Origin of the sequence: Cupriavidus pauculus (assembly GCF_008801835.1) — a bacterium.
GTDB lineage: Bacteria > Pseudomonadota > Gammaproteobacteria > Burkholderiales > Burkholderiaceae > Cupriavidus > Cupriavidus pauculus.
The window spans coordinates 51256-72661 of the sequence record NZ_VZOW01000021.1 but is presented as its reverse complement, the minus strand read 5'-3'; the positions used below and the strand labels follow the sequence as shown (position 1 = coordinate 72661).

General features: G+C 63.4%; 18 protein-coding genes and 1 pseudogene. 8 read left to right on the top strand and 11 right to left on the bottom strand.

Annotation, left to right across the window (positions count from 1 at the left end; translation table 11 throughout):
- Positions 1-192 precede the first annotated feature (192 nt).
- Positions 193-1011 carry an AraC family transcriptional regulator gene (locus F7R19_RS20020; RefSeq protein ID WP_150981768.1) on the top strand — a complete coding sequence of 273 codons (819 nt, stop codon included), beginning with the start codon at positions 193-195 and terminating at the stop codon, positions 1009-1011.
- A gap of 116 nt (positions 1012-1127) precedes the next feature.
- Here F7R19_RS20020 and F7R19_RS20015 read toward each other — a convergent pair whose 3' ends face one another.
- From F7R19_RS20015 to F7R19_RS19980, 8 genes and pseudogenes are all read right to left on the bottom strand, one after another.
- Positions 1128-2375 carry a M20 aminoacylase family protein gene (locus tag F7R19_RS20015; RefSeq protein ID WP_061959741.1) on the bottom strand — a complete coding sequence of 416 codons (1248 nt, stop codon included), beginning with the start codon at positions 2373-2375 and terminating at the stop codon, positions 1128-1130.
- Positions 2376-2652: 277 nt separating this feature from the next.
- Positions 2653-3501 carry a fumarylacetoacetate hydrolase family protein gene (locus F7R19_RS20010; RefSeq protein WP_150981752.1) on the bottom strand — a complete coding sequence of 283 codons (849 nt, stop codon included), beginning with the start codon at positions 3499-3501 and terminating at the stop codon, positions 2653-2655.
- A gap of 202 nt (positions 3502-3703) precedes the next feature.
- A complete protein-coding gene (locus F7R19_RS20005) occupies positions 3704-4357 on the bottom strand; it encodes a glutathione peroxidase (protein WP_150981751.1) in 654 nt (217 codons plus the stop codon).
- 77 nt (positions 4358-4434) lie between these two features.
- On the bottom strand, positions 4435-5925 hold the full coding sequence (locus F7R19_RS20000) for an MDR family MFS transporter (protein ID WP_150981767.1): 1491 nt from the start codon (positions 5923-5925) through the stop codon (positions 4435-4437).
- A gap of 387 nt (positions 5926-6312) precedes the next feature.
- Complete coding sequence (locus F7R19_RS19995; RefSeq protein WP_061959737.1) at positions 6313-6753, bottom strand: CBS domain-containing protein; 441 nt, start codon at positions 6751-6753, stop codon at positions 6313-6315.
- Between the two features lie 192 nt (positions 6754-6945).
- Positions 6946-7635: a DEAD/DEAH box helicase gene (locus F7R19_RS19990; RefSeq protein WP_150981750.1), complete on the bottom strand. Its 690-nt coding sequence runs from the start codon at positions 7633-7635 to the stop codon at positions 6946-6948.
- Between the two features lie 286 nt (positions 7636-7921).
- Positions 7922-8749 (bottom strand): annotated as a pseudogene (locus tag F7R19_RS19985) (DUF72 domain-containing protein); the annotation flags it as partial.
- 98 nt (positions 8750-8847) lie between these two features.
- Positions 8848-9180, bottom strand: coding sequence for a nucleotide pyrophosphohydrolase (locus tag F7R19_RS19980; protein WP_150981748.1), 333 nt, complete (start codon positions 9178-9180; stop codon positions 8848-8850).
- Between the two features lie 167 nt (positions 9181-9347).
- Here F7R19_RS19980 and F7R19_RS19975 point away from each other — a divergent pair, with 167 nt between their 5' ends.
- Positions 9348-10007 (top strand): methyltransferase family protein, encoded by a 660-nt coding sequence (locus F7R19_RS19975; RefSeq protein ID WP_150981747.1) that lies wholly within the window; start codon positions 9348-9350, stop codon positions 10005-10007.
- 106 nt (positions 10008-10113) lie between these two features.
- Here F7R19_RS19975 and gyrB read toward each other — a convergent pair whose 3' ends face one another.
- From gyrB to dnaA, 3 genes are all read right to left on the bottom strand, one after another.
- Positions 10114-12639: a DNA topoisomerase (ATP-hydrolyzing) subunit B gene (gene gyrB, locus F7R19_RS19970; RefSeq protein ID WP_061957466.1), complete on the bottom strand. Its 2526-nt coding sequence runs from the start codon at positions 12637-12639 to the stop codon at positions 10114-10116.
- A 183-nt stretch (positions 12640-12822) separates the two neighbouring features.
- Positions 12823-13938, bottom strand: a complete 1116-nt coding sequence (gene dnaN / locus F7R19_RS19965) for a DNA polymerase III subunit beta (protein ID WP_061957465.1) — start codon at positions 13936-13938, stop codon at positions 12823-12825.
- Positions 13939-14303: 365 nt separating this feature from the next.
- Positions 14304-16016 carry a chromosomal replication initiator protein DnaA gene (gene dnaA, locus F7R19_RS19960; protein ID WP_150981746.1) on the bottom strand — a complete coding sequence of 571 codons (1713 nt, stop codon included), beginning with the start codon at positions 16014-16016 and terminating at the stop codon, positions 14304-14306.
- An 876-nt stretch (positions 16017-16892) separates the two neighbouring features.
- Here dnaA and rpmH point away from each other — a divergent pair.
- From rpmH to F7R19_RS19930, 6 genes are all read left to right on the top strand, one after another.
- Positions 16893-17027 carry a 50S ribosomal protein L34 gene (gene rpmH / locus F7R19_RS19955; protein ID WP_008650850.1) on the top strand — a complete coding sequence of 45 codons (135 nt, stop codon included), beginning with the start codon at positions 16893-16895 and terminating at the stop codon, positions 17025-17027.
- A 139-nt stretch (positions 17028-17166) separates the two neighbouring features.
- Positions 17167-17613: a ribonuclease P protein component gene (rnpA, locus tag F7R19_RS19950; RefSeq protein ID WP_211922765.1), complete on the top strand. Its 447-nt coding sequence runs from the start codon at positions 17167-17169 to the stop codon at positions 17611-17613.
- Positions 17610-17909, top strand: coding sequence for a membrane protein insertion efficiency factor YidD (gene yidD, locus F7R19_RS19945; RefSeq protein WP_084004029.1), 300 nt, complete (start codon positions 17610-17612; stop codon positions 17907-17909). The genes rnpA and yidD overlap by 4 nt, the downstream gene beginning before the upstream one ends.
- A 21-nt stretch (positions 17910-17930) precedes the next feature.
- Complete coding sequence (yidC, locus tag F7R19_RS19940) at positions 17931-19607, top strand: membrane protein insertase YidC (protein WP_061957462.1); 1677 nt, start codon at positions 17931-17933, stop codon at positions 19605-19607.
- A gap of 123 nt (positions 19608-19730) precedes the next feature.
- Positions 19731-20501 carry a trans-aconitate 2-methyltransferase gene (gene tam / locus F7R19_RS19935; RefSeq protein ID WP_150981744.1) on the top strand — a complete coding sequence of 257 codons (771 nt, stop codon included), beginning with the start codon at positions 19731-19733 and terminating at the stop codon, positions 20499-20501.
- Positions 20502-20633: 132 nt separating this feature from the next.
- Positions 20634-21404, top strand: a complete 771-nt coding sequence (locus tag F7R19_RS19930; RefSeq protein WP_150981743.1) for a CHAD domain-containing protein — start codon at positions 20634-20636, stop codon at positions 21402-21404.
- Positions 21405-21406 lie beyond the last annotated feature (2 nt).

Below are 21406 nucleotides of genomic sequence, written 5' to 3'. Positions count from 1 at the left end.
TCAGGATGTCCGGGTGCCAGCGCGCTGGCCCCTCGGGAAAGTGTGACGATGCTAATTGGCATTTGCGCGCCTGTCCTGCGAGAATGGGGTCGCAACTTTGGAGAAAAGGACATGTCTGGTGCTTCTCGCCCGCCGCGGCGCGCCCCGCCGGCCGTGCAATGGATCGACCACAGCACACCGGGAAGCAAGCGCGTGCCTGACGACGCGCCGCGCGATCCGGACGCGGACAGCCGCGCCGACACTTACGCCGATCATCCCGTCTATCTCCAGTACGATCGCAGCGCGATGCCGGTAACAGCCATGGCCGCGGACTACGAGCCCGGCCACGTCACCAAGCCGCATCAGCACCCGCACGCGCAGCTGGTGCACGCAATGCATGGCGTGATGGTTGTGTCGACGGCCGAGGGCCAGTGGATCGTGCCGCCCACGCGCGGCATGTGGATGCCCGGCGGCACCGTCCACTGGATCCGCATGGTGGGCCGCGTGCAGATGCGCACCGCCTACATCCGCCCCGATGCGGCTCCCGACCTGCCGACGCAATGCACCGTGCTGGGCGTTTCGCCGCTGCTGCGCGAATTGATCCTGGCGGCCATCGATATTCCGCTCACCTACTCGCCCGATTCACGCGATGGGCGCCTGATGCGGCTGCTGCTCGATGAAGTGAAGCTCGTGCCAACCCTGCCGTTGCATCTGCCACGTCCCGCGGACGCCGGTCTGCGTGAGATTTGCGAGCAGATCGTCGGCAGTCCCGACAACGATCTGACGCTGGCCGATTGGGGTGCAAGACTCGGGATCGATCCAAAGACGATCCAGCGCCGCTTTGCGCGCGAAACGGGTATGACGTTTGGGCGATGGCGGCAGCAGGCGCGCTTGCTGGCCGCGCTACAGCGGCTGGCCGCCGGCGACAAGGTGGTGGATGTGGCGCTGGACATGGGCTATGGCAGCCCGAGCGCGTTTGCGACGATGTTCCGCCGGCAATTCGGCGTGCCGCCCAGCGCGTTCTTCAAATAGTTGCGTGTGGTTCCATCGTCGCGAGTGCCGCGTGCAGCGGAGAACCCCGGCCGCTGCGATGGCCACGAACTCGCAATGCCAATGCCGGTATCGGCGGGGAAACAGGCCAGTCGGCGTCAGTCCGCCAGATAGCGTTCCACCAGGCGCGTCCAGTAAGCTGCACCCACCGTCAGGTTTTCGTCGTTGAAGTCGTAGCCAGCGTTGTGCAGCAGCGGCTGGTTTGCACCGTTGCCCATCCGCACGAAACATCCGGGGCGCTGCTGCAGGAAATACGCGAAATCCTCGCTGCCCGCGATGCGGTGGAAGTTGCCGATAGCGCGTTCGGGGCCGACCAGCTCCTCGGCCACCTGCCGCGCGAATTCGGTTTCCGCTTCGCTGTTGACCAGCACCGGATAGCCGCGCACGTAATCGATATCGACCGTCGCGCCATAGCCTTCCGCGTGCGCGGTCACCAACTGACGAATCCGCGATTCCAGCGATGCCCGCACCTCGGGACTGAACGAACGCACGCTGATTTCCATGCGCGCGCTATCGGGAATCACGTTTGGCGCATGTCCCGCGTGCAGCGTGCCGATCGTGACGACGGCGGTTTCGTTGGGATCGACATTGCGCGCGACGATCGACTGCAGCGCCAGCACAAGGCTGCCGGCCACCAGGATCGGATCGATCGATTGATGCGGCCGAGCCGCGTGACCGCCCTTGCCGCGAATCGTCAGCGTCACAGTATCGCAGGCCGCCATGAACGGCCCCGCGCGGAACATGAAGGTACCGGCTTCGACACCCGGATGGTTGTGCAAGCCGAAAATGGCATCGCACGGGAAGCGTTCGAACAGGCCGTCGGCGAGCATGCGCTCGGCACCGCCTCCCGCGCCGATTTCTTCGGCCGGTTGGAAGATCAGATGCACCGTACCGTTGAAGTGGCGCGTACGAGCCAATTGCCGGGCCGCGCCAAGCAGCACGGTGGTGTGGCCGTCGTGCCCGCACGCATGCATCCTGCCCTCGTGCACGCTGGCATAGGGCAGACCAGAGCGCTCGTGGATCGGCAGCGCATCCATGTCGGCGCGAATGCCGACGCTGCGCTTGCCGTCGCCCGCTCGCAGCGTCGCCACGACACCGGTGCCGCCGACACCGCGCGTCACGTCATAGCCCCAGCCTTCGAGCTTGCGCGCGACAAGTTCGGCGGTGCGGACTTCGTTGAAGGCGAGTTCTGGATGCTGGTGGATATCGCGGCGGATGTCTTGCAGTTCCTCGCGCGAGTCGAGCGTGTCGTGCAGCGTGCAGAACGACCGGGTGGGGGTGTCTTTGGCAAGGCGGACCGATACGCTTTTCAATATCGATTCGATTTCGGGGGCGTGTTCAGACATGGCGTTGCTTTTGTTGGCAGACATGTAGGAACAGTATTTCACGCGAGGTCGATAGGTAAAACCCTGAATGCGGAATTCGTGCGAAAGCGCCCCATATCCTCACAAAACTGTTGCCCTTAACGGACGCTTTGTGTGGAAACGCGACGCTTTGTATGACGATGTTTCAGTGGGGAACCCTCACGCGTGCACCACTCGGCCACGTTTGCACATCGTGCAACGCGCGTGATGCGCGGGCGCGCCGCATTGACGCGTGGCCCACGCTCGCGACCGGAACGCTTCAGCGCTCGCCGTATGCCACGACGGTCTGGCTCTGCTCGCCCAGCCCCTCGATGCCCAGCCGCATCACATCGCCCGCCTTGAGGTAGCGCGGCGGCTTGAAGCCCATGCCCACGCCCGGCGGCGTGCCGGTCGCGATCAGATCGCCAGGCTCCAGCGTCATGAAGCGGCTGACGTAGCTGACCACGGTGGCGACATCGAAAACCATGGTGGCGGTGCTGCCTTTCTGCATGCGTTCGCCATTGACGTCGAGCCACATGCCCAATTTCTGGGCGTCGGGCACTTCGTCGCGCGTGACCAGCCATGGGCCGACCGGGCAGAACGTATCGCAGCCCTTGCCCTTGTCCCACGTGCCGCCGCGCTCGAGCTGGAATTCGCGCTCGGAGACGTCGTTGACCACGCAGTATCCGGCCACGTGTTCCAGCGCCTGCGCCTTGGACACGTTGCGCGCGGTGGTGCCGATGACCACGCCGAGTTCCACTTCCCAGTCGGACTTGTTCGATTCGAACGGCAACATCACCGCATCGTTCGGGCCATTCAGCGACGTATTGGCCTTCAGGAATACGATCGGTTCGGCAGGCAGCGGCATGCCGGCTTCGGCGGCGTGGTCGGCGTAGTTCAGGCCGATGGCGATGATCTTGCCGATGCCGGTCCAGGGCACGCCATGGCGCTGACCTTCCACCACCGGCAGCGAGGCCGGATCGATCGTCGCCAGCCGCGCCAGCTCGGCCGGCGCCAGTTGCGCGGGCCCGATATTGCCGATCACGCCGGACAGGTCGCGCACGCGGCCATCGCCATCTACCAGACCCGGACGCTCGGCGCCGGGCATTCCTACGCGGACTAATTTCATCGCTTTTATCTCCTCGGGGGTGGGCGCGGCCACGCGAGCGTATCGCCAGCGCGCGGCGGCGCAGGACTTCCATGACGCAGGGACAGCCGCCCGACAGCCAATCGGCGGATCTGCTGTCGGCTGTCGGCTTTCGGCTTTCGGCTTTCGGTTGTTGGATGTCGGCTGTCGGCTGTCGGCTGTCGGCGGTTAGCGGGGCGGCGGATCAGCGAGCGCCCAGCAGTTCCTCGATCCTGGCGACCAGTTGCTTGTCGTCCGGTTTGACCATGCTGTTGTAGCTGCCCACCACCTGGCCCTTACGGTCGATCAGGTACTTGTAGAAATTCCACTTCGGCGTGGTGCCGGTTTCCTTGGAAAGCAGCACGTACATCGGATTGGCTTCGCCGCCGCGCACGTGGGATTTGCCGAGCATCGGAAACTTGACGCCGTAGGTGTTGTAGCAGAAATCGGAAATTTCCTTCGACGATCCCGGTTCCTGCGAGAAGTCGTTCGACGGGAAGCCCAGCACCACGAGTCCGCGATCGCGATATTTGGCGTAAAGCGCTTCCAGCCCTTCGTATTGGGGCGTGAATCCGCAATAGCTGGCGGTATTGACCACCAGCACCACCTTGCCGGCGTACTGGCAAAGGTTTTGCGGCGATTCGTCCTGCAGACGCGGAAAGCGGAAATTCAGCGCCGCCGGACAATTGCCAGCCGGTTGGGTCGCCGGTTGGATCGCCACGCCGGCGGGCTTGTCGGCGGCGCGCGCCGGGTGCGGCAGCATCGCCGCCGTGGCCGCGAGACTCAGCGCGCCGGCCAGTGCCAGGCGTTGCAGCGGTTTCACAATCGGTGCGGCGGTCGTGGTGCTTCGGCTAGACATGAGATCGGGCTCCGGTGTCTGGAAATGCAGGCAAGTCTACGCTTTCGGATGCATCGCGTCATGACGCGCGGCCGCAGTCATTCCATGTGGATCTTGGCCGCGTGCTCGGTCACGCTGCTGCGCAATTCCAGGTCCGGCATGCGGCGGACGATCACCAGCGCGACGATCGCGGCCAGCGCGCCGGCGGCAAAGATCAGATGGAAACCGGATGCGACGCCGCCGGCCAGCATCTGGCGCACGGCGGGCGACAACTGCGCCATCGCCTCGCTGCCATGACGCAGCGACCCCAGATCGAGCGGCTGCGTCACGCCCGAGCGCGCCAGCGCATCGCGGAACTCCATCGCCAGCAACGTTCCGGCCAGCGCACCGCCCAGCGCGCTGCCCAGCGAGCGCAGCACCAGCAGCGCGCCCGTGCCGGCGCCCATATCGCGCCGCTCCAGCGCGTTCTGTACCGAAATCAGCGTCCCGACCATCGACATGCCCAGGCCGACGCCGGCAATCGTCATCGCCAGCAGCACCAGCGCGGTCGGCGTCGTGGCACTCACTGCCGCCAGCGCGATCAAGCCCACGGCGGCGGCCGCGTAGCCGCCGCTCAGGATCTCGCGCATGCGGCCCAGACGCGGCGCCAGCCACGCCACCACAAAGTTGCCGGCAACGGTCGACAGCAGGAACGGCACCACCAGTAGACCGGACATCGAGGCATCGGCGTCACGCACCAGCTGGAAAAGCAACGGCAGCGCGAAGATGCACAGGAAGATGTTGAGCGCGGCCAGCGCGGACGCGCCCACGCCCATCACATACGCGCGGTTGCGGAACAATCGCGGCGGCAGCATCGGGTCCGACGCGCGCCGTTCCTGCCACGTCAGCGCCGCGACGGCCAGCAGCGTGAGTAACAGCAGCCCCGCCATTTCCAGCGAGATCCAGTCGAAGGCGTCGCCGGCCCAGCTCATCGCTAGCAGAAATGCGACGATGGCCACCGCCAGCAGGATCGCGCCGAGCCAGTCCACCCGTGGCGTGCCGCCGCGCGGGCGCAGGTTCGCCAGGCCGCGGTAGCACATGGCCATCGCCAGCAGGCCCAGCGGCACGTTGATCCAGAACAGCCAACGCCACGACATGTGATCCGACACCCAGCCGCCCACCAGGGGCCCGGCGATCGACGAAACCGCCCAGACCGTTGCCAGATACCCTTGATAGCGGCCGCGCTGGCGCGGCGCCACCACGTCGGCAATCGCAGCCTGTGCCAGCGACATCAACCCGCCGCCGCCCACGCCCTGCAAGGCGCGGAACAGGATCAACTGCGTCAGCGACTGCGCCATCGCGCACGCCACGGACGCGCCGATAAACAGCGAAATCGCCAGCATCAGCAGGCGTCGGCGCCCAAAACTGTCCGACAGCTTGCCGTACAGCGGCGTGGTCACTGTCGACACGATCAGGTACGCGGTGACGATCCACGAGAGGTGGCCAAACCCGTTGAGATCGTTGGCGATGGCCGGAACGGCCGGAATCACGACAGTCTGGTCCAGCGCCGCCAGCAGGATGCACAGCACGATCCCGCCGATAACGCGCATGATCGCGGCGTGATCGTGGATGAGAGGCGCGGACGAATCGACAGCGGGGGAATCGGTGGAGGCAGGCGGCGACATGCGTGAAGAAGGCGGGCGGAGGAGCGAGGGCGCGCGGCGCGGGACGCCGCAAAGGCAGGCCGCGCATCACATCGTCGCGACCTAATTCAATAACCGCATAATTATATGCATGCTTAGCATTTGGCGCAGCGTATCGAGGTCCGTCTCTCGGCACGCGGACGAGTGAAGGCAGCGGTGCGCGACGGGCAGTCGGCACACCGCTCATGCGGGCATCCGAAGGAAGGTTCGGCCGATCAGCGCGGATCAGAGCCGATCATGGCCAATCAGGGCCGACGCTGACCCGCGAGCGGTCGATCAGCGCGCCGGGCCCCGTTAGCGGGGTCCACCCGTGATGTAGTGTTCCAGTTGCTCGATTGTGAAGCGCTGTTCACTGATGATGTCGTTCACAAGGTCGCCGATCGACAACATGCCGATCAACTCGTCCCCTTGCATGACCGGCAAGTGACGCAAGCGATGCCGCGTCATCATCACCATGCATTCGTCAGTGCTCTGATCGGCACGGACGTAGATCACCGCAGTGGTCATGATCTCCCGCACCAGCGTCTCGCGCGAGGTGCGCTGCATCAGGATCACCTTGCGCGCGTAATCCCGTTCACTGAGGATGCCGACGATCTTGCCGTGCTCCATCACAAGCAGCGCGCCAATCCGCTTGTCGGCCATCAGCTGCAGCGCAGCATAGACCGTCGCGGTTGGCGAAATGCTGTAGATGGCCTGACTCGCCTTGTTTTCCAGAACCTGCCGTGCGGTTTTCATGTCACCGACTCCTTGTTGCCGTCTTGGAAACAGTTGTGGTTCTTCGCGGGAAAACGTGCGGCGCCGCGCAATAGCGCCGCACCCTGGCTGGACCACGTCTCTTCAGATTAGCAAAGGATGGGCGCCGCACACAGGGTGACTTTCACGAATCTTTGCAAGAAATGTTGGGACGGCCGCGCAGTGCGTGCCGCATTACATCGCTGGCGGGATCAATGCCAGCATGCGCGGCCGGCGCATCCAGCGCCGCCCCAGCCGCACCACATCGGGCGCCGGCTCCGGATCGGCCGATCCATGCAGCAGCAATGTCTGACGCGCTTTGGGGCATCGACTGGCCACGAATGCGAGATCGTCGACAAAACCCATGTCAAGCATCAGGTCCGCTTCGTCGAATACCAGCGTGTTCACCGCACGCAGATCGAGACTGGCCGCGTCGACATGATCGAGCAATCGGCCCGGCGTACCCACAGCGATATGCGCGCCATGAATCAGCTTGTCGATTTGTTGCCGCATCGACGCACCATTACACAGCGTCGCCACCTTGATATAGCCCGCACATCGCGCGATACGTTGCGCACATTGCGCTACACGCTCCGCTCGCTCGCGCGTCGGGCAGAAGACCAACGCCTGTACGTCGAAGCGGCGCGGATCGAGACGATGCAGCACTGCGACGGCCAGGGCCACAATGCTGTCGTCTTCCGACGGCATCGGCAGGATCAGGTCATGCCCGGCCAGCACCAGCGGCAGCACCGCCGCCTGCACTGGCGTCATCGCGTCATATCCGGACTGGGCCAGCGCGTCGAGCCAGGTCTGCGCCAGCGGCAGCGCGGAGAACGCGCGCTGGGCTGATTGCCGTGGCGGTGCGGGCGTCTGACTGATACGCATGCGGGCCTCGCGCGGCTAACTGTCAGGCTGCCTGGCGTGCGGCCTTTTTCGCCGCCGTCGAGGTAGTGGACGCTTTCTTTGCGGCGGTTTTCTTTGTGGCAGACTTTTTTGCCGGTGACTTTTTTGCTGGTGTCTTTGCTGGGGCGGATGTCTTCCCCGCGGTTTTCTTCGCAGCGGTTTTCTTTTCGGCGGTTTTCTTCACGGCGGTTTTCTCGACCGCGGCGCCTGTCGCGGCCGTTTTCGCGGCCGGTTTTGTCGTCGCAACCTTTACGGGCATGGATTCCGACGGCGTCCAGCCCAGTCGCGCCAAAAGCGCCTGAGCGGCTGCGGGCGCGCGCTCTTTTGCGCCGTTGATAAAGAAGAGAAAGACCTCGTTGGGTTTTGGCGCCGCGCCGGATTTTTCGCCGACATTCGGCAGATCGGCAGGCGCCTTGCCGGCAGCCCAGGCGCTGGCACGCAACGCCCACTGATCGAGGTCTTTGGCATCGTAGCCAGTCGCCACATTTTCCTGCGCATTCATCAGCCGCGCGTAAATGAAATCGGCTGTGGGATCGGCGAACGATGGAAACTTTGGGGAATCGGTAAATACCGTAGCCGCCTTGAATTTGCGCGCGAGTTTCAGATACGCCTCGCACATGAAACTCTCGTGACGCACCTCGAGTACGTGACGCAGCTTGACGCCTTCGACCGAGTCCGGCAGCAGATCCAGAAACGCCTCGAAATCGTCCGGCACAAACTGCTTGGTGGGCGCGAATTGCCAGACCACCGGACCCAGCTTTTCGCGCAACTCGGCGATGCCACTGTCGATAAAGCGATGGATGGAATCGGCGCCCTCGGCCAGAATGCGTCGATTGGTGGCAAAGCGCGACGCCTTCACGGAAAACACAAAGCCGTCCGGCGTGGCATCGCGCCAATTGGCAAACGACGTGCGCTTCTGCGTGCCGTGATACGTGCTGTTGATTTCTATCGCGGTGAGATGCCGACTGGCATATTCCAGCTCGCGCGTGTGCGCCAGACCTGCGGGATAGAAGTTGTCACGCCACGGCGCAAAATTCCAGCCGCCGATGCCGATATGGATATTGCTCGCCGCCTCACCGTGCTTGCGCCCCGCCATGACTCGATCTCCGCAATTCGCAATGAAGCAAGTCTAGCCGGATTTGACGCACGTGACTGTCCACATTCGGACGCGTGAATAGCGCGTGGCACGGCGCATCAATCACCCGCGCCAGGCGCCGGATACTTGCGCGCGTTCATCTCCATTTTCTTGCGCACGGCAGCATCGAGATCGACACCAAGCGCCGTCACCAGCTGCGTCAGATAAATCGTGATATCGGCCAGCTCCTGCTCGACGTGATCGCGCTCCGCGGTCTGCATAATCCGCCGCGATTCATTCTCGGTCTGCCACTGAAAGATCTCGACCAGCTCGGCCACTTCCACACTGAGCGCCATCGCCAGGTTCTTGGGACTGTGATATTTGCCCCAACCCCGCACTTCACCAAAATCGGCGGCGGCTTGCTGAAGATTTTTGAGATCGATAAGCGGCATGGCAGACATCGTAATGGGGCTTGGACAATCCGGTATTGTCACATCGAATCACGGAGCCGCAGCGGGCGTTATCGATACTGGTACGCATGTGACGTTCGGCGCGCGGTGGACGTTTGGGCGTGGACGCGCCTAACCTACACAGCAAACCGAGCGACAACGGAGGCCCTATGCAACCCAAACCCGGGCTGGTGTTCCTCACTATCGCGGCATCCCTGGCCTACCTGGCGTTGCCGATTCTCGGCTGGGGCGGAATCGCACCCTACTTTGCCGACGCCGCACGCTCAGCAACCGCTGCAGCCATGATGGTCATGGCGATTATCGCGGTATTTTCCGGCGGCAATATCAGCCCCGGCGAACGCGAGGATCGCGGCAACCGATGGGTACTCTGGGCATTCGGCGTACTAGGACTGCTGCTAGGATATTTGCCCGCCTATTGCGACCGCATGTCGCTCTGGGTCATCGACGGCCAAACGGTCCGCTGGTCCGGCTTTGCCCTATTCCTCATCGGCGGCGCCCTGCGACTCTATCCCGTATTCATACTCGGCCAACGCTTCAGCGGCCTGGTCGCGATCCAGCCCGGCCACACGCTCGTGACAACGGGCATCTACCGCACGATTCGCCATCCGAGCTATCTCGGCTTCATCATCGGCTCGCTAGGCTGGGCGCTGGTATTCCGGTCGGTTGTCGGCGTGTTATTGGCACTACTTCTGCTGCCCCCACTGATCGCCCGAATCCGCGCAGAAGAAGCACTGCTGCGTGACCAGTTTGGCGAGGAATATGAACGCTATTGCGCGCGCACATGGAGATTGTTGCCGGGGGTGTATTGATTTTTTTTGGGGTGAAGGCTGGCGGTTGAAAAAAATCCCGGCATTGCCGGGATTTTTTGTGGCGAGGGATTGGGTGTTGTGACACCCAAATTAATTACCTCCTCCCTCAAACATCAATATTCCGAGCCACCAGCGCATTGGATTCGATGAAGTTGCGGCGCGGTTCTACTTCGTCGCCCATCAGGGTGGTAAAGATCTGGTCGGCGGCGATGGCGTCTTCGATTTGTACACGGAGCAGGCGGCGTTGCGTGACGTCGAGCGTGGTTTCGAACAATTGCTCGGGGTTCATTTCGCCAAGACCCTTGTAGCGCTGGCGCGATACGCCGCGTTCGGCTTCGCTCAGCAGCCATTGCATGGCTTGGTGGAAATCGGCGACGGTTTGCTCGCGCATTTTCTCCCCTTCGCCGCGCTTGACCTTCGTGCCGTCGGGGATCAGGCCCTGGAACGTGGTGGCGGCGCGCGCCAGTGCTGCGTAGTCGGCGCCGTGGACGAAATCGGCGTCCAGGTGCGACAGCCGCACGTTGCCGTGGTGGCGGCGCGCGATCATCAGGCGGTGCTTGTCGGTCTTCTCGTCGAATTGCGCGTAGACGTCGGCCGTGCCGTCGTCGTTCACTGCGGCGCCGAGCAGCGTCTTGCCATGCATCTCGGCCAGCTTGGCCTTCAGCGCGACGGCGGATGCCTCAGCCGCGGCAGCGCTGTCGAGGTCGAGCGCCACGCCGTCGGCGATGGCGCGCAGCGCATCGGTATCGACGATTCGCGACAGGCGGCCGATCACGCCCTCGGCCAGTTGGTACTGGCGGGCCAGTTCGGTCAGCGCATCGCCGTTGATCTCGCTGCCGTCCGGACGCACGAGGCTGGCCTTTTCCATCGCCAGCTTCAGCATGTAGGCGTTCAGCTCGGTATCGTCCTTGATATAGCGCTCTTCCTTGCCGTGCTTGATCTTGTAGAGCGGCGGCTGCGCGATATAGACGTAGCCGCGCTCGATGATGTCCGGCATCTGGCGATAAAAGAACGTCAGCAGCAGGGTGCGGATGTGCGAGCCGTCGACGTCCGCATCGGTCATGATGATGATGCGGTGATAGCGCAGCTTGTCGAGGTTGTAGTCTTCCTTGCCGATGCCCGTGCCCAGCGCGGTGATCAGCGTCAGCACTTCCTGGCTCGACAGCATCTTGTCGAAACGCGCGCGCTCGACGTTCAGGATCTTGCCCTTGAGCGGCAGGATGGCCTGGAACTTACGGTCGCGGCCTTGCTTGGCCGATCCGCCTGCGGAGTCGCCCTCCACCAGGAACAGTTCGGACTGTGCCGGATCCTTTTCCTGGCAGTCGGCCAGCTTGCCCGGCAAGCCCATGCCGTCCATTACGCCCTTGCGTCGCGTCATTTCACGGGCCTTGCGGGCCGCCTCGCGCGCGCGCGCTGCGTCGACGATCTTGCCGCAGATGATCTTGGCGTCGGCCGGTGTTTCCAGCAGGAAATCGGTCAGCGCCTTGCCGACCAGTTCTTCCACCGGCAGCCGCACTTCGGACGACACGAGTTTGTCCTTGGTCTGCGAGCTGAACTTGGGCTCGGGCACCTTGACCGAGAGCACACACGCCAGGCCTTCGCGCATGTCATCGCCGCTGGTTTCCACCTTGGCGCGCTTGGCGATCTCGTTTTCTTCGATGTACTTGTTGATGACGCGCGTCATCGCTGCGCGCAGGCCGGTCAAATGGGTGCCGCCGTCGCGCTGCGGAATGTTGTTGGTGAAGCAGAGCACCTGCTCGTTATAGCCATCGTTCCATTGCATGGCGACTTCGACGGTAATGCCCTCTTTCTCTGCATTGGCGTAGAAGATATTCGGGTGCAGCGTGGTCTTGGCGCGATTGATGTATTCGACAAAACCCTTCACGCCGCCGGCAAAGGCAAAATCCTCTTCCTTGCCGGTGCGCTGGTCGACCAGTCGGATATGGACGCCGTTATTCAGGAACGACAGTTCTCGAATGCGCTTGGACAGCACTTCGTAATGGAACTCGACATTCGTGAAGATTTCCTCGTCGGCCAGGAAATGCACCTCGGTGCCGCGCTTGTCGGTGGCGCCGACGATTTTCATCGGCGACACTTCCACGGGCTGGCCGTCCGGGCCGGTCACGGTCTCGATAATGCGATTCTGCACCTCGCCCTTGGCGAATTCGATCAGGTTGACCTGGCCGTCGCGGCGCACGGTCAGGCGCAGCCATTTCGACAGCGCATTCACGCAGGACACGCCCACGCCGTGCAGGCCGCCGGACACCTTGTAGCTGTTCTGGTTGAACTTGCCGCCAGCGTGCAGTTCGGTCATGGCGATTTCCGCCGCGCTGCGCTTGGGTTCGTGCTTGTCGTCGAACTTGATGGCCGGCGGAATGCCGCGGCCGTTGTCCACGATCGAAATCGAGTTGTCGCTATGGATCGTGACCAGGATTTCGGTGCAATAACCGGCCAGCGCTTCATCGATCGAATTGTCCAGCACCTCAAACACCAGATGGTGCAGGCCGGTGCCGTCCGACGTATCGCCGATATACATGCCGGGACGCTTGCGCACCGCTTCCAGGCCTTCCAGGATCTGGATCGAAGAGGCGCCGTAAGAGTTTTCTTGCTGCGGATTTTGCTGGTCGGTCATGTTTTCCTACTCACGATACTCACGGCAAAAGCGGAGAAAGCCGACCTGCGCCCAGAGGCGGCGGGTGCGGCAAATCCGCATTTGCGGGTTACTTAAAAACGGCAAAAGGGGCGGATCGCGTGGATCCGGCCCCTGCTGCGGTGCGTGCCCGATTGTGTATGGATGGCGACTTGGTGGTGGCCATCAAATGCGCATCGGCATCACGACATACTTGAAGTTGTCGTCTTCCGGCACAGTGATCAGCGCACTCGAATTGGAGTCGCCGAGGCTGACCTGTACCTGTTCGCTCTTGAGGTTGGCGAGCACATCGAGCAGATAGGTCACGTTAAAGCCGATATCGAGCGCATCGCCCGAATAATCGAGTTCCAGTTCTTCCTGCGCCTCTTCCTGATCGGCGTTGGTCGAGCTGATTTTCAGGACGTGCGTATCAAGAATGCAGCGCACGCCCTTGAATTTGTCGGTGGTCAGAATCGCGGTGCGCTGCAGCGCCTGCTGCAACTTCACGCGGTCAATGGCGAAGGCATTCTTGTAGCCCTTCGGAATGACGCGCTGGAAATCCGGGAACTTGCCTTCCACCAGCTTGCTGATCAGTTCCACATTGGCAAACGTGAACTTGACCTGATTTGCCGCCAGTTGCACCTGCACGGGATCGTCGTTGTCTTCGAGCAGGCGTTGCAGTTCCAGAATGGTCTTGCGCGGAATAATCACTTCCTGCCGCGAACCCACGCCGGCGGCTTCGTTTTCGAGCTCGACGCCGCAGTACGCGAGGCGGTGGCCGTCGGTGGCAACGGCCATGACCTTCTTGCCATCGACCACCAGCAGCATGCCATTCAGGTAATAGCGGATGTCCTGCTGGGCCATCGCGAAATGGACCATCGCCAGCAGATGCTTGAAGGTCTTCTGCGGCAGGCTCACGCTGGCGTTGAATTCGGCGGCTTCGGCAACCGTCGGGAATTCCTCGGCGGCCAGCGTCTGCAGCGCGAACCGGCTTTTGCCGGACTGCACCGTCATGCGCTTGTCGTTGAGCGACAGCGCCACGTCGCCGTCGGGCATTGCGCGCAGAATATCGAGCAGCTTGCGCGCCGCCACGGTGGTGGCAACGTCGTCGCTGCCAACGCCGCATTCGGCGTGCGTGGTGATCTGGATTTCGATGTCCGTCGAAAGAAAGGACACATTGGAGCCGGACTTGCGAATCAGCAGGTTGGCCAGGATCGGGAGGGTGTGGCGGCGCTCCACGATGCCGCTCACGATTTGCAGCGGACGCAGCAGATTGTCTCGCGAGGTTTTGACCAATTGCATTGAATTTATCCTTCGTCGTTTGTCGTCGGCGACCGCAGAATCAGGCGAACCTTCCCGATATCCAAATTTTCTTAGGAATCAAGGAGTTAAAGTCGCATTGTACCAAGGATAAGCCGCTGCGGTGAAGCGGGGCAAATCCGGCGGAGCGCCCGGCTGTGCACAAAATGCCACGCCGCGGTGCGGTTGCCCCCGCCAATTTGTCCCGACTCACCGCAAAGCCTTATCTGAGGCCGAATTCCTGCGATCCAACTGTTGCTTTGGCGTCCGTTTGCCGCCGGACGCGCACCCTGTAGTATGCCAGCCCGGCAAGGCCGGCCCTGAAAAACCCGCGCAGGCGCCTGCGCGGCCAAAAACCGCGCGCAGGCTCAGCCCTTGAGCGTCTGTTCCAGCACGTGCAATTCGTGGTTGAGCTGCGCGTCCTTGCTGCGCTCGTCGGCAATCTTGCGCACGGCGTGCAGCACCGTGGTGTGATCGCGTCCACCAAACAGCTCGCCGATTTCGGGCAGGCTTTTCTGCGTCAGTTCCTTGGCCAGATACATGGCGATCTGGCGCGGTCGCGCGATATTGGCGGGCCGCTTTTTCGAATACATGTCCGCGACCTTGATGTTGTAGAAATCCGCGCAGGTCTTCTGGATGTTTTCCACCGAGATCTGGCGGTTCTGCACGGTCAGCAGATCCTTCAAGGCCTCGCGCGTGACCTCGATCGTGATGTCCTTGCCATGGAAGTTCGAAAACGCCAGGATCTTGCGCAGGGCGCCTTCCAACTCGCGAACGTTGGAGCGCAGATGCTTGGCCACAAAGAACGCAACTTCCTCGGGCACGCTGACGTTTTCCGCCGCGGCCTTCTTCATCAGGATCGCCACGCGCATTTCCAGCTCGGGCGGCTCGATCGCCACGGTCAGGCCGGAATCGAAACGCGAGATTAATCGGTCATCGATACCTGTGATTTCCTTGGGATACGTATCGCTGGTAATGATCACCTGCGCGCGATTGGCGATCAGCGCCTCGAACGCGTAGAAGAATTCTTCCTGCGTTCGGTTCTTGCCCGAAAAGAACTGAATATCGTCGATCAGCAGCAGGTCCAGCGAATGGTAGTAGCGCTTGAATTCGTCGAACGCCTTGCGCTGGTAGGCCTTCACCACGTCGGACACATATTGTTCGGCGTGGATGTAGCGGATGCGCGCACGCGGGTTTTCCATCAGCATGAAATTGCCGATGGCGTGAATCAAGTGAGTCTTGCCCAAGCCGACGCCGCCATACAGATAGAGCGGGTTGTACGACTTGCCGGGATTGTTGGCGACCTGGATCGCCGCGGCGCGCGCCAGCTGGTTGGCCTTGCCGGTAACGAAATTGTCGAACGTCAGGATTGGATTCAGGCGCGAACGCTCGTGCACCGTATCGTTCTGCTGCACGGCGCCAGTCGCCGCCGGCTGCTGCGACGGCACCCGGTACGAGCGCGCGCTGGCCTCGGCCGGATCCATCTGGGCCATGTCGATTTCACCCATCTCGGGTGCGTGGCCGCCGGCATTGCCCTGCAACGGGTGGCCGGTAGGCACGGCGCCGCGGTTTGGCATCGCGGACGGCGACGCCGGATACGCGGACTGTCCCGACATCGGACCGTAGCCGGGCTGTGCGGCATGCTGCTGGCCCGGATAGTCATGAAATCCGCCCATCTGGGGCGCTGGCGCGTGCGGCTGTCCGTTCATCCCCGGCTGTGCGCCGCCGGCCGCGCCCGGATACGGCGCCGCTGCGCCCATGCCGGCGTGCGGATGGCCGGCGTCCTGGCCCTGCTGCATGGCCTGCTGCGCATAGGTGGCCGTACGGCCCGATGCAGCAGGATCCAGGACGAAGTGAACGCTAACCTGCGTTTCCCAGTATTCGCACGCGAGCGCGGTGATACGGCCCGAGAACTGGCTCTTGACCCAGTCGAGCTTGAAGCGATTGGGCGCAGCAATCCGCAGCGCATGCGCTTCCTCGTCGAAGGCGACGGGCGCCAACGGCTTGATCCAGGTTTTGTACTGTTGCGGCGTCAGTTCGCGCTCGAGTTGCGCGGCTGCCGCCTGCCAGAAATCTTGCATGTGTTGTTTTAAGTGACCGCGCCGCCTGGTGGCAACGCATCACGGATATCGAAGCGCAAGCATCCGCGGGACCCCTGCCTGCCTCGCGCCGCATTGCCGAACGCGAAAGGCAAGACGCCGCCCCCATGCGCTGCGCATGACATCTGGCGGCTGACGACAGGTATACCGGGCACTGGACACGACGGTATACCGATGGCAGGAAGTCTCGGGTTGTGCGTGCGCCACGCGGCCCGTGTTGTGTTTGGACCGGGATTGTACCCCCCTGCCCGAGTTATCCACAAAGGATAACCCTGTGGACAAGTTGTGAAGATTCAGTGGATTGATGTGCACAACTTGCCCCCGCAGGCATGGCCCGATATGCCCGTCCGGCCTGTTAATGCATCGGAAACAAAGACTTGGCCGTGGTCGATGGCCCCGGCGCATGCTCCCCAGCAGACAAAAAGTTACCCACCGAATATTGTGGACAATGACGCACCGCCCAAGGCCCGGCCGACACGGCGCCGCTGTGGCGGACATTACGTCACCAGCCATCGGCCGCCTTGACACGGTTTACGAAAATCGGTTAAATGGCGGGTTCTGCGATGCGGCAGGGGATCACGTATGCGCATCGCCGGGTCTGGCCCGTACCGCAACATGTCCGCATGTGCGGCATCAGGCAAGCGGTCTGATCCCCGCCAGTGCTTCGTCGTTTGCGGCGCGGCCAGCGGCGGCCGGCAGCAAGACAGAACCAGAATCGTCGGCAAGGCCGCAGCGACCTCTCTGATTTGAATGCAGAGCGTCCGCATTGCGGCAGCCCCATGCGAACCATACGCGGCGGCCAAGGCGCTCCGGCATCGGCCGGCGCCCGGAAAGCCCGGATCAACCAGAGAGTGCAACATGAAACGTACCTACCAACCTTCCGTTACCCGCCGCAAGCGTACCCATGGTTTCCGCGTGCGCATGAAGACCCGCGGCGGCCGTGCCGTCATCAACGCGCGTCGCGCCAAGGGCCGCAAGCGCCTGGCGATCTGAGGGCCGGGCGACTGGCCGGTGTCTCTGGCAGCATGACGCTTCGCCGTCAATGCCGCGGATGACCCGGTCCAACGCCTTGCACTCAGGATGGCCAGCAGCGCTGCTGCCGAAGCCCGGCTTGCCGCCAGCTTTGACCAGCGTGTCGACCCATGCCTTCCCCAAGGCCGCAAGGCTCACAAAGACGGATGAGTTTTCATCCGTTTTTGCTTTGCGGCCCCGGCGCCGCAGTACGCATTTCGTGCTGTACGTGCGCGCCAACGGCCAGGAGCAATCCCGGCTGGGCATCGTCGTCGGCAAGAAGTTCGCACCGCGCGCCGCCGAGCGCAATCTCGTGAAGCGCATGGTGCGGGAACTGTTCCGCAGCCGGCAGGCCCAATTCGCGGGCCGCGATATCCTGTTGCGGCTACAGGCCAAGTTTGCGCGCGCCGACTTTGCCAGCCGGACGGCCATCAGGCGCGCCTGCCTGGCTGAACTGAGCGGTCTGCTCGATGTCGCGGCCAAGCCGGTGCCGGCAGCGCCGCCCGTCGCGGCGCCTGCGCCCGAACAGCCAGCCACGCCCGCCGCGCCTGCCCAACCATCACCATGAAGCGAATCCTGCTTGCCCTGCTGCGCATCTACAAGATCGCCTTGAGTCCGTACCTGGGCTCGCAGTGCCGCTTCCTGCCCACCTGTTCCGACTATGCCCGCGACGCCATCGTCCATCATGGCGCGGCGCGCGGCACGTGGATGACCGCATGCAGACTCTGTCGCTGTCATCCTTTCGCAAAGGGCGGGTATGATCCCGTGCCCGAGCCCGTAGTAAACGGGACGGCCGCCTCGGCGCCTCCGGCGTCCGCCGCGGCAGGTCACCCGCCTGTCACGGTCCGGCTCCCCCGCCCCTGATTTCCCAGACCATAGCGAGACATGGATATCAAACGCACCATCCTGTGGGTCATCTTCTCGATGTCCCTCGTGCTGCTCTACGACAACTGGCAGCGCGCCAACGGCCACGCGTCGATGTTCTTCCCGAGCGCCAACACGCAACAGCAGGCCGCCCCGGCCAATGGTGCGAGCGGCGCCGCGGCCCAGGGTGATGTGCCCAAGGCCGCCGGGACGAACGCGTCGGCCCCTGGCGCAGCCCCGGCCGCCCCGCAGGGCGCCGCGCAGCCTGCCGGCGAAAAGGTGGTGGTCACCACCGACGAAGTTCGTGCCGAGATCGATACGGCCGGCGGCATCCTGTCGCGCCTGGAACTGCTCAACGAGCACGAGAAGGACGGCAAGCCGGTGGTCCTGTTCGAGCGTGACGCAACCCGCACGTACTTGGCGCGCTCCGGCCTGATCGGCGGCGACTTGCCCAACCACACCACGGTATTCACTGCCGAGCCGGGCGCACGCGCGCTGGCGCCGGGACAGGACAAGCTCGATGTGGTGCTGAGCGCCGAGAAAAACGGCGTCAAGTTCACCAAGACTTATACGTTCCGCAAGGGCAGCTACGTGGTGGACGCACGTTTCGACGTGGCCAACACGGGGACCGCGCCGGTGTCGCCGACGCTGTACCTGGAACTGGCACGCGACGGCAGCAAGGTGGAACAGTCGCAGTTCTACAGCACGTTCACGGGCCCGGCCATCTACACGAACGCCGACAAGTATCACAAGATCAGCTTCGAGGACATCGCCAAGGGTAAGGCCAGCGTACCGGCCGCAACCGACAGCGGCTGGGTGGCGATGGTGCAGCATTACTTCGCCTCGGCTTGGATCCCGCAGTCGGGCAAGCAGCACAGCTTCTATGCCGAGCAGATCGACCCGAACCTCTACCGCGTGGGCATCCAGCAGCCGCTGGGCCAGATCGCCCCGGGCGCAACGGTAAGCACCGATGCACGCCTGTTCGCCGGTCCGCAGGAAGAGCGCATGCTTGAGCAGATCACGCCGGGCCTGGAGCTGGTGAAGGACTACGGCTGGCTGACGATCCTCGCCAAGCCGCTGTTCTGGCTGCTCGAAAAACTGCACGGCGTGCTGAACAACTGGGGCTGGTCGATCATCGCGCTGACGGTGTTGATCAAACTGGTGTTCTTCCCGCTGTCGGCGGCCAGCTACAAGTCCATGGGCAAGATGAAGGACCTGCAGCCGCGCATGACGGCCATCCGCGAGCGCCACAAGGGCGACCCGCAGAAGATGAACCAGGAAATGATGGCGCTGTATCGCACCGAGAAGGTCAATCCGCTCGGCGGCTGCCTGCCGATCGTGATCCAGATCCCGGTGTTCATCGCGCTGTACTGGGTGCTGCTGTCGTCGGTGGAAATGCGCGGCGCGCCGTGGCTGGGCTGGATCCACGATCTGTCGGTGCCGGATCCGTTCTACATCCTGCCGATCGTGATGGCCGTGTCGATGTTCGTGCAGACCAAGCTGAACCCGACTCCGCCGGATCCGGTGCAGGCCAAGGTCATGATGATCATGCCGCTGGTGTTCTCGTTCATGTTCTTCTTCTTCCCGGCCGGCCTGGTGCTGTACTGGGTTGTGAACAACATCCTGTCGATCGCCCAGCAATGGCAGATCAACCGCATGCTCGGCAAGGGCAAGGCGGCCGCGGTGGCCAAGAGCTAAGCGCTGCTGCGCCCGATCCGCTTCACCAGAAAAACCCGGCCTCGCGCCGGGTTTTCTGTTTCGGGCGTATGCTTCGAGTCTTATATAAGACTTAGCCCCCAACGCCCCCAGCAAGGAGATGCCATGACGTGGTCGGCCAGCCAATACGTGCAGTTCGAGGATGAACGGACCCGTCCGGTCCGGGATCTTGTCGCAGCCATCCCAACCGTGGCCGCGCGACGGGTTGTCGATATCGGCTGCGGCCCCGGCAACTCCACCGAGGTGCTGGCGGCCCGCTACGCCGACGCCGAGGTCACGGGCCTGGACAGCGACGCCGACATGATCGCCGCCGCCCGCAAACGTCTGCCGGCGCTGAAGTTCGATGTCGCCGATGTTGCGCAGTGGCAGGACGCTGGCGCGTGGGACGTGATCCTGGCCAACGCCGTGTTCCAGTGGGTGCCCGATCACGCGCGGCTTTTCCCGTCGCTGATCGACAAGCTTGCGCCGGGCGGCAGCCTGGCCGTCCAGATGCCCGACAACCTGAACGAGCCGCCACACCTACTGATGCGGGAAACCGCGTCCAACGGACCGTGGTCGGCCAAGCTCACCGCGGCGGCGCAGGCGCGCTCGCCGCTGGCGTCGGAGCGCTGGTATTACGAATTACTACAGCCGCTGTGTTCGCGCGTCGACATCTGGCGCACCATCTATCAGCATCCGCTCAAGGGCGGCACGGCGGCCGTCGTCGAATGGTTCAAGGGCAGCGGACTACGGCCCTTCCTCGCGCCGCTCGACGATGCGGAAAAAGCCGAATACCTGAAGCAGTACGAGGCCGCGCTGGCCAAAGTCTTCCCGCCGCTGTCCGATGGCACGGTGCTGCTGCCTTTCCCGCGCGTGTTCATCGTCGCCACGCGCTAGCGTTTCTGCTCGGGCCGATCGATGCGGCGGCGGGCGGAGCGCCGAACCGCGCACCGCGCGATCGGGTGCGCCATCGCCTACACTTAGACGGGATCGTGCAGTCTCTCTCATTCGCGTAACTGAGAAACCGCCATGCGCCGTCAACCTACGCTGCATCGCAAGATGCGCCCCGCCGCCGCGTTCGTGGCGCTGGGCGAAAGCGGCCTGCGGACCATCGACCGCCATCTGGACTCGCTGCAGCATCACGATGAGCCCGAAGACGTCCACGCGCTGCGCGTGGCGGTGCGTCATTTGCGCGCCGTAACGTGGGCGTTCGGGCCGGTGGTGCCCGATCCGGTGAAGACACGCTGGAAGCGGACGCTGCACGACGTCGCAGATGCCGCGGGCGACGTGCGCGACTGGGACGTCTTCATCACCGAGACCCTGGCCGACGCGCTGGCCAAACAGCCCGACAGCACGGTGCTGACCGCCCTGCTCGACACCGCGCAGGCCAAGCGCGCCAAGGCGCATGCGGCGATGATGACGAGATTGTCACGGTACCGGCAAGCGCCGCTCCCCACGCTCAAGCGCGACCTGCAGCATGTGTCGGCGCGGGCCGGATCCGGGCGGCTTGGCACGTTTGCGTCCCGGCGTATTCGCAAGGCACGCAACAAGGTACAGGCGCTGGCGCATCGTGCGCGCGATCGCGAGATCGCCCACATCCACGCGCTGCGCATCGCCAACAAGCGGCTGCGTTACGCCATCGAGGCGCTGTCCGATGTCCTGCCGAAGCGCTATCGCAAACGTCTGCGCAACAAGTTGACGACGCAGCAGAGCCGGCTCGGCGCGATGGTCGATGGCGCGGTGGCGCGCCGGCTGATGTGCGAATGCCTTGGTATCGATCCTGACCACGCAAGCCGGTAGCG

Excerpts from the sequence above, each read along its gene's own strand:
- F7R19_RS20015 (WP_061959741.1), bottom strand. The coding sequence starts at position 2,375 with ATGTCTGAACACGCCCCCGAAATCGAATCGATATTGAAAAGCGTATCG.
- F7R19_RS20010 (WP_150981752.1), bottom strand. The coding sequence starts at position 3,501 with ATGAAATTAGTCCGCGTAGGAATGCCCGGCGCCGAGCGTCCGGGTCTG.
- F7R19_RS20005 (WP_150981751.1), bottom strand. The coding sequence starts at position 4,357 with ATGTCTAGCCGAAGCACCACGACCGCCGCACCGATTGTGAAACCGCTG.
- F7R19_RS20000 (WP_150981767.1), bottom strand. The coding sequence starts at position 5,925 with ATGCGCGTTATCGGCGGGATCGTGCTGTGCATCCTGCTGGCGGCGCTG.
- F7R19_RS19995 (WP_061959737.1), bottom strand. The coding sequence starts at position 6,753 with ATGAAAACCGCACGGCAGGTTCTGGAAAACAAGGCGAGTCAGGCCATC.
- F7R19_RS19990 (WP_150981750.1), bottom strand. The coding sequence starts at position 7,635 with ATGCGTATCAGTCAGACGCCCGCACCGCCACGGCAATCAGCCCAGCGC.
- F7R19_RS19980 (WP_150981748.1), bottom strand. The coding sequence starts at position 9,180 with ATGCCGCTTATCGATCTCAAAAATCTTCAGCAAGCCGCCGCCGATTTT.
- F7R19_RS19975 (WP_150981747.1), top strand. The coding sequence starts at position 9,348 with ATGCAACCCAAACCCGGGCTGGTGTTCCTCACTATCGCGGCATCCCTG.
- gyrB (WP_061957466.1), bottom strand. The coding sequence starts at position 12,639 with ATGACCGACCAGCAAAATCCGCAGCAAGAAAACTCTTACGGCGCCTCT.
- dnaN (WP_061957465.1), bottom strand. The coding sequence starts at position 13,938 with ATGCAATTGGTCAAAACCTCGCGAGACAATCTGCTGCGTCCGCTGCAA.
- dnaA (WP_150981746.1), bottom strand. The coding sequence starts at position 16,016 with ATGCAAGATTTCTGGCAGGCGGCAGCCGCGCAACTCGAGCGCGAACTG.
- rpmH (WP_008650850.1), top strand. The coding sequence starts at position 16,893 with ATGAAACGTACCTACCAACCTTCCGTTACCCGCCGCAAGCGTACCCAT.
- yidD (WP_084004029.1), top strand. The coding sequence starts at position 17,610 with ATGAAGCGAATCCTGCTTGCCCTGCTGCGCATCTACAAGATCGCCTTG.
- yidC (WP_061957462.1), top strand. The coding sequence starts at position 17,931 with ATGGATATCAAACGCACCATCCTGTGGGTCATCTTCTCGATGTCCCTC.
- tam (WP_150981744.1), top strand. The coding sequence starts at position 19,731 with ATGACGTGGTCGGCCAGCCAATACGTGCAGTTCGAGGATGAACGGACC.
- F7R19_RS19930 (WP_150981743.1), top strand. The coding sequence starts at position 20,634 with ATGCGCCGTCAACCTACGCTGCATCGCAAGATGCGCCCCGCCGCCGCG.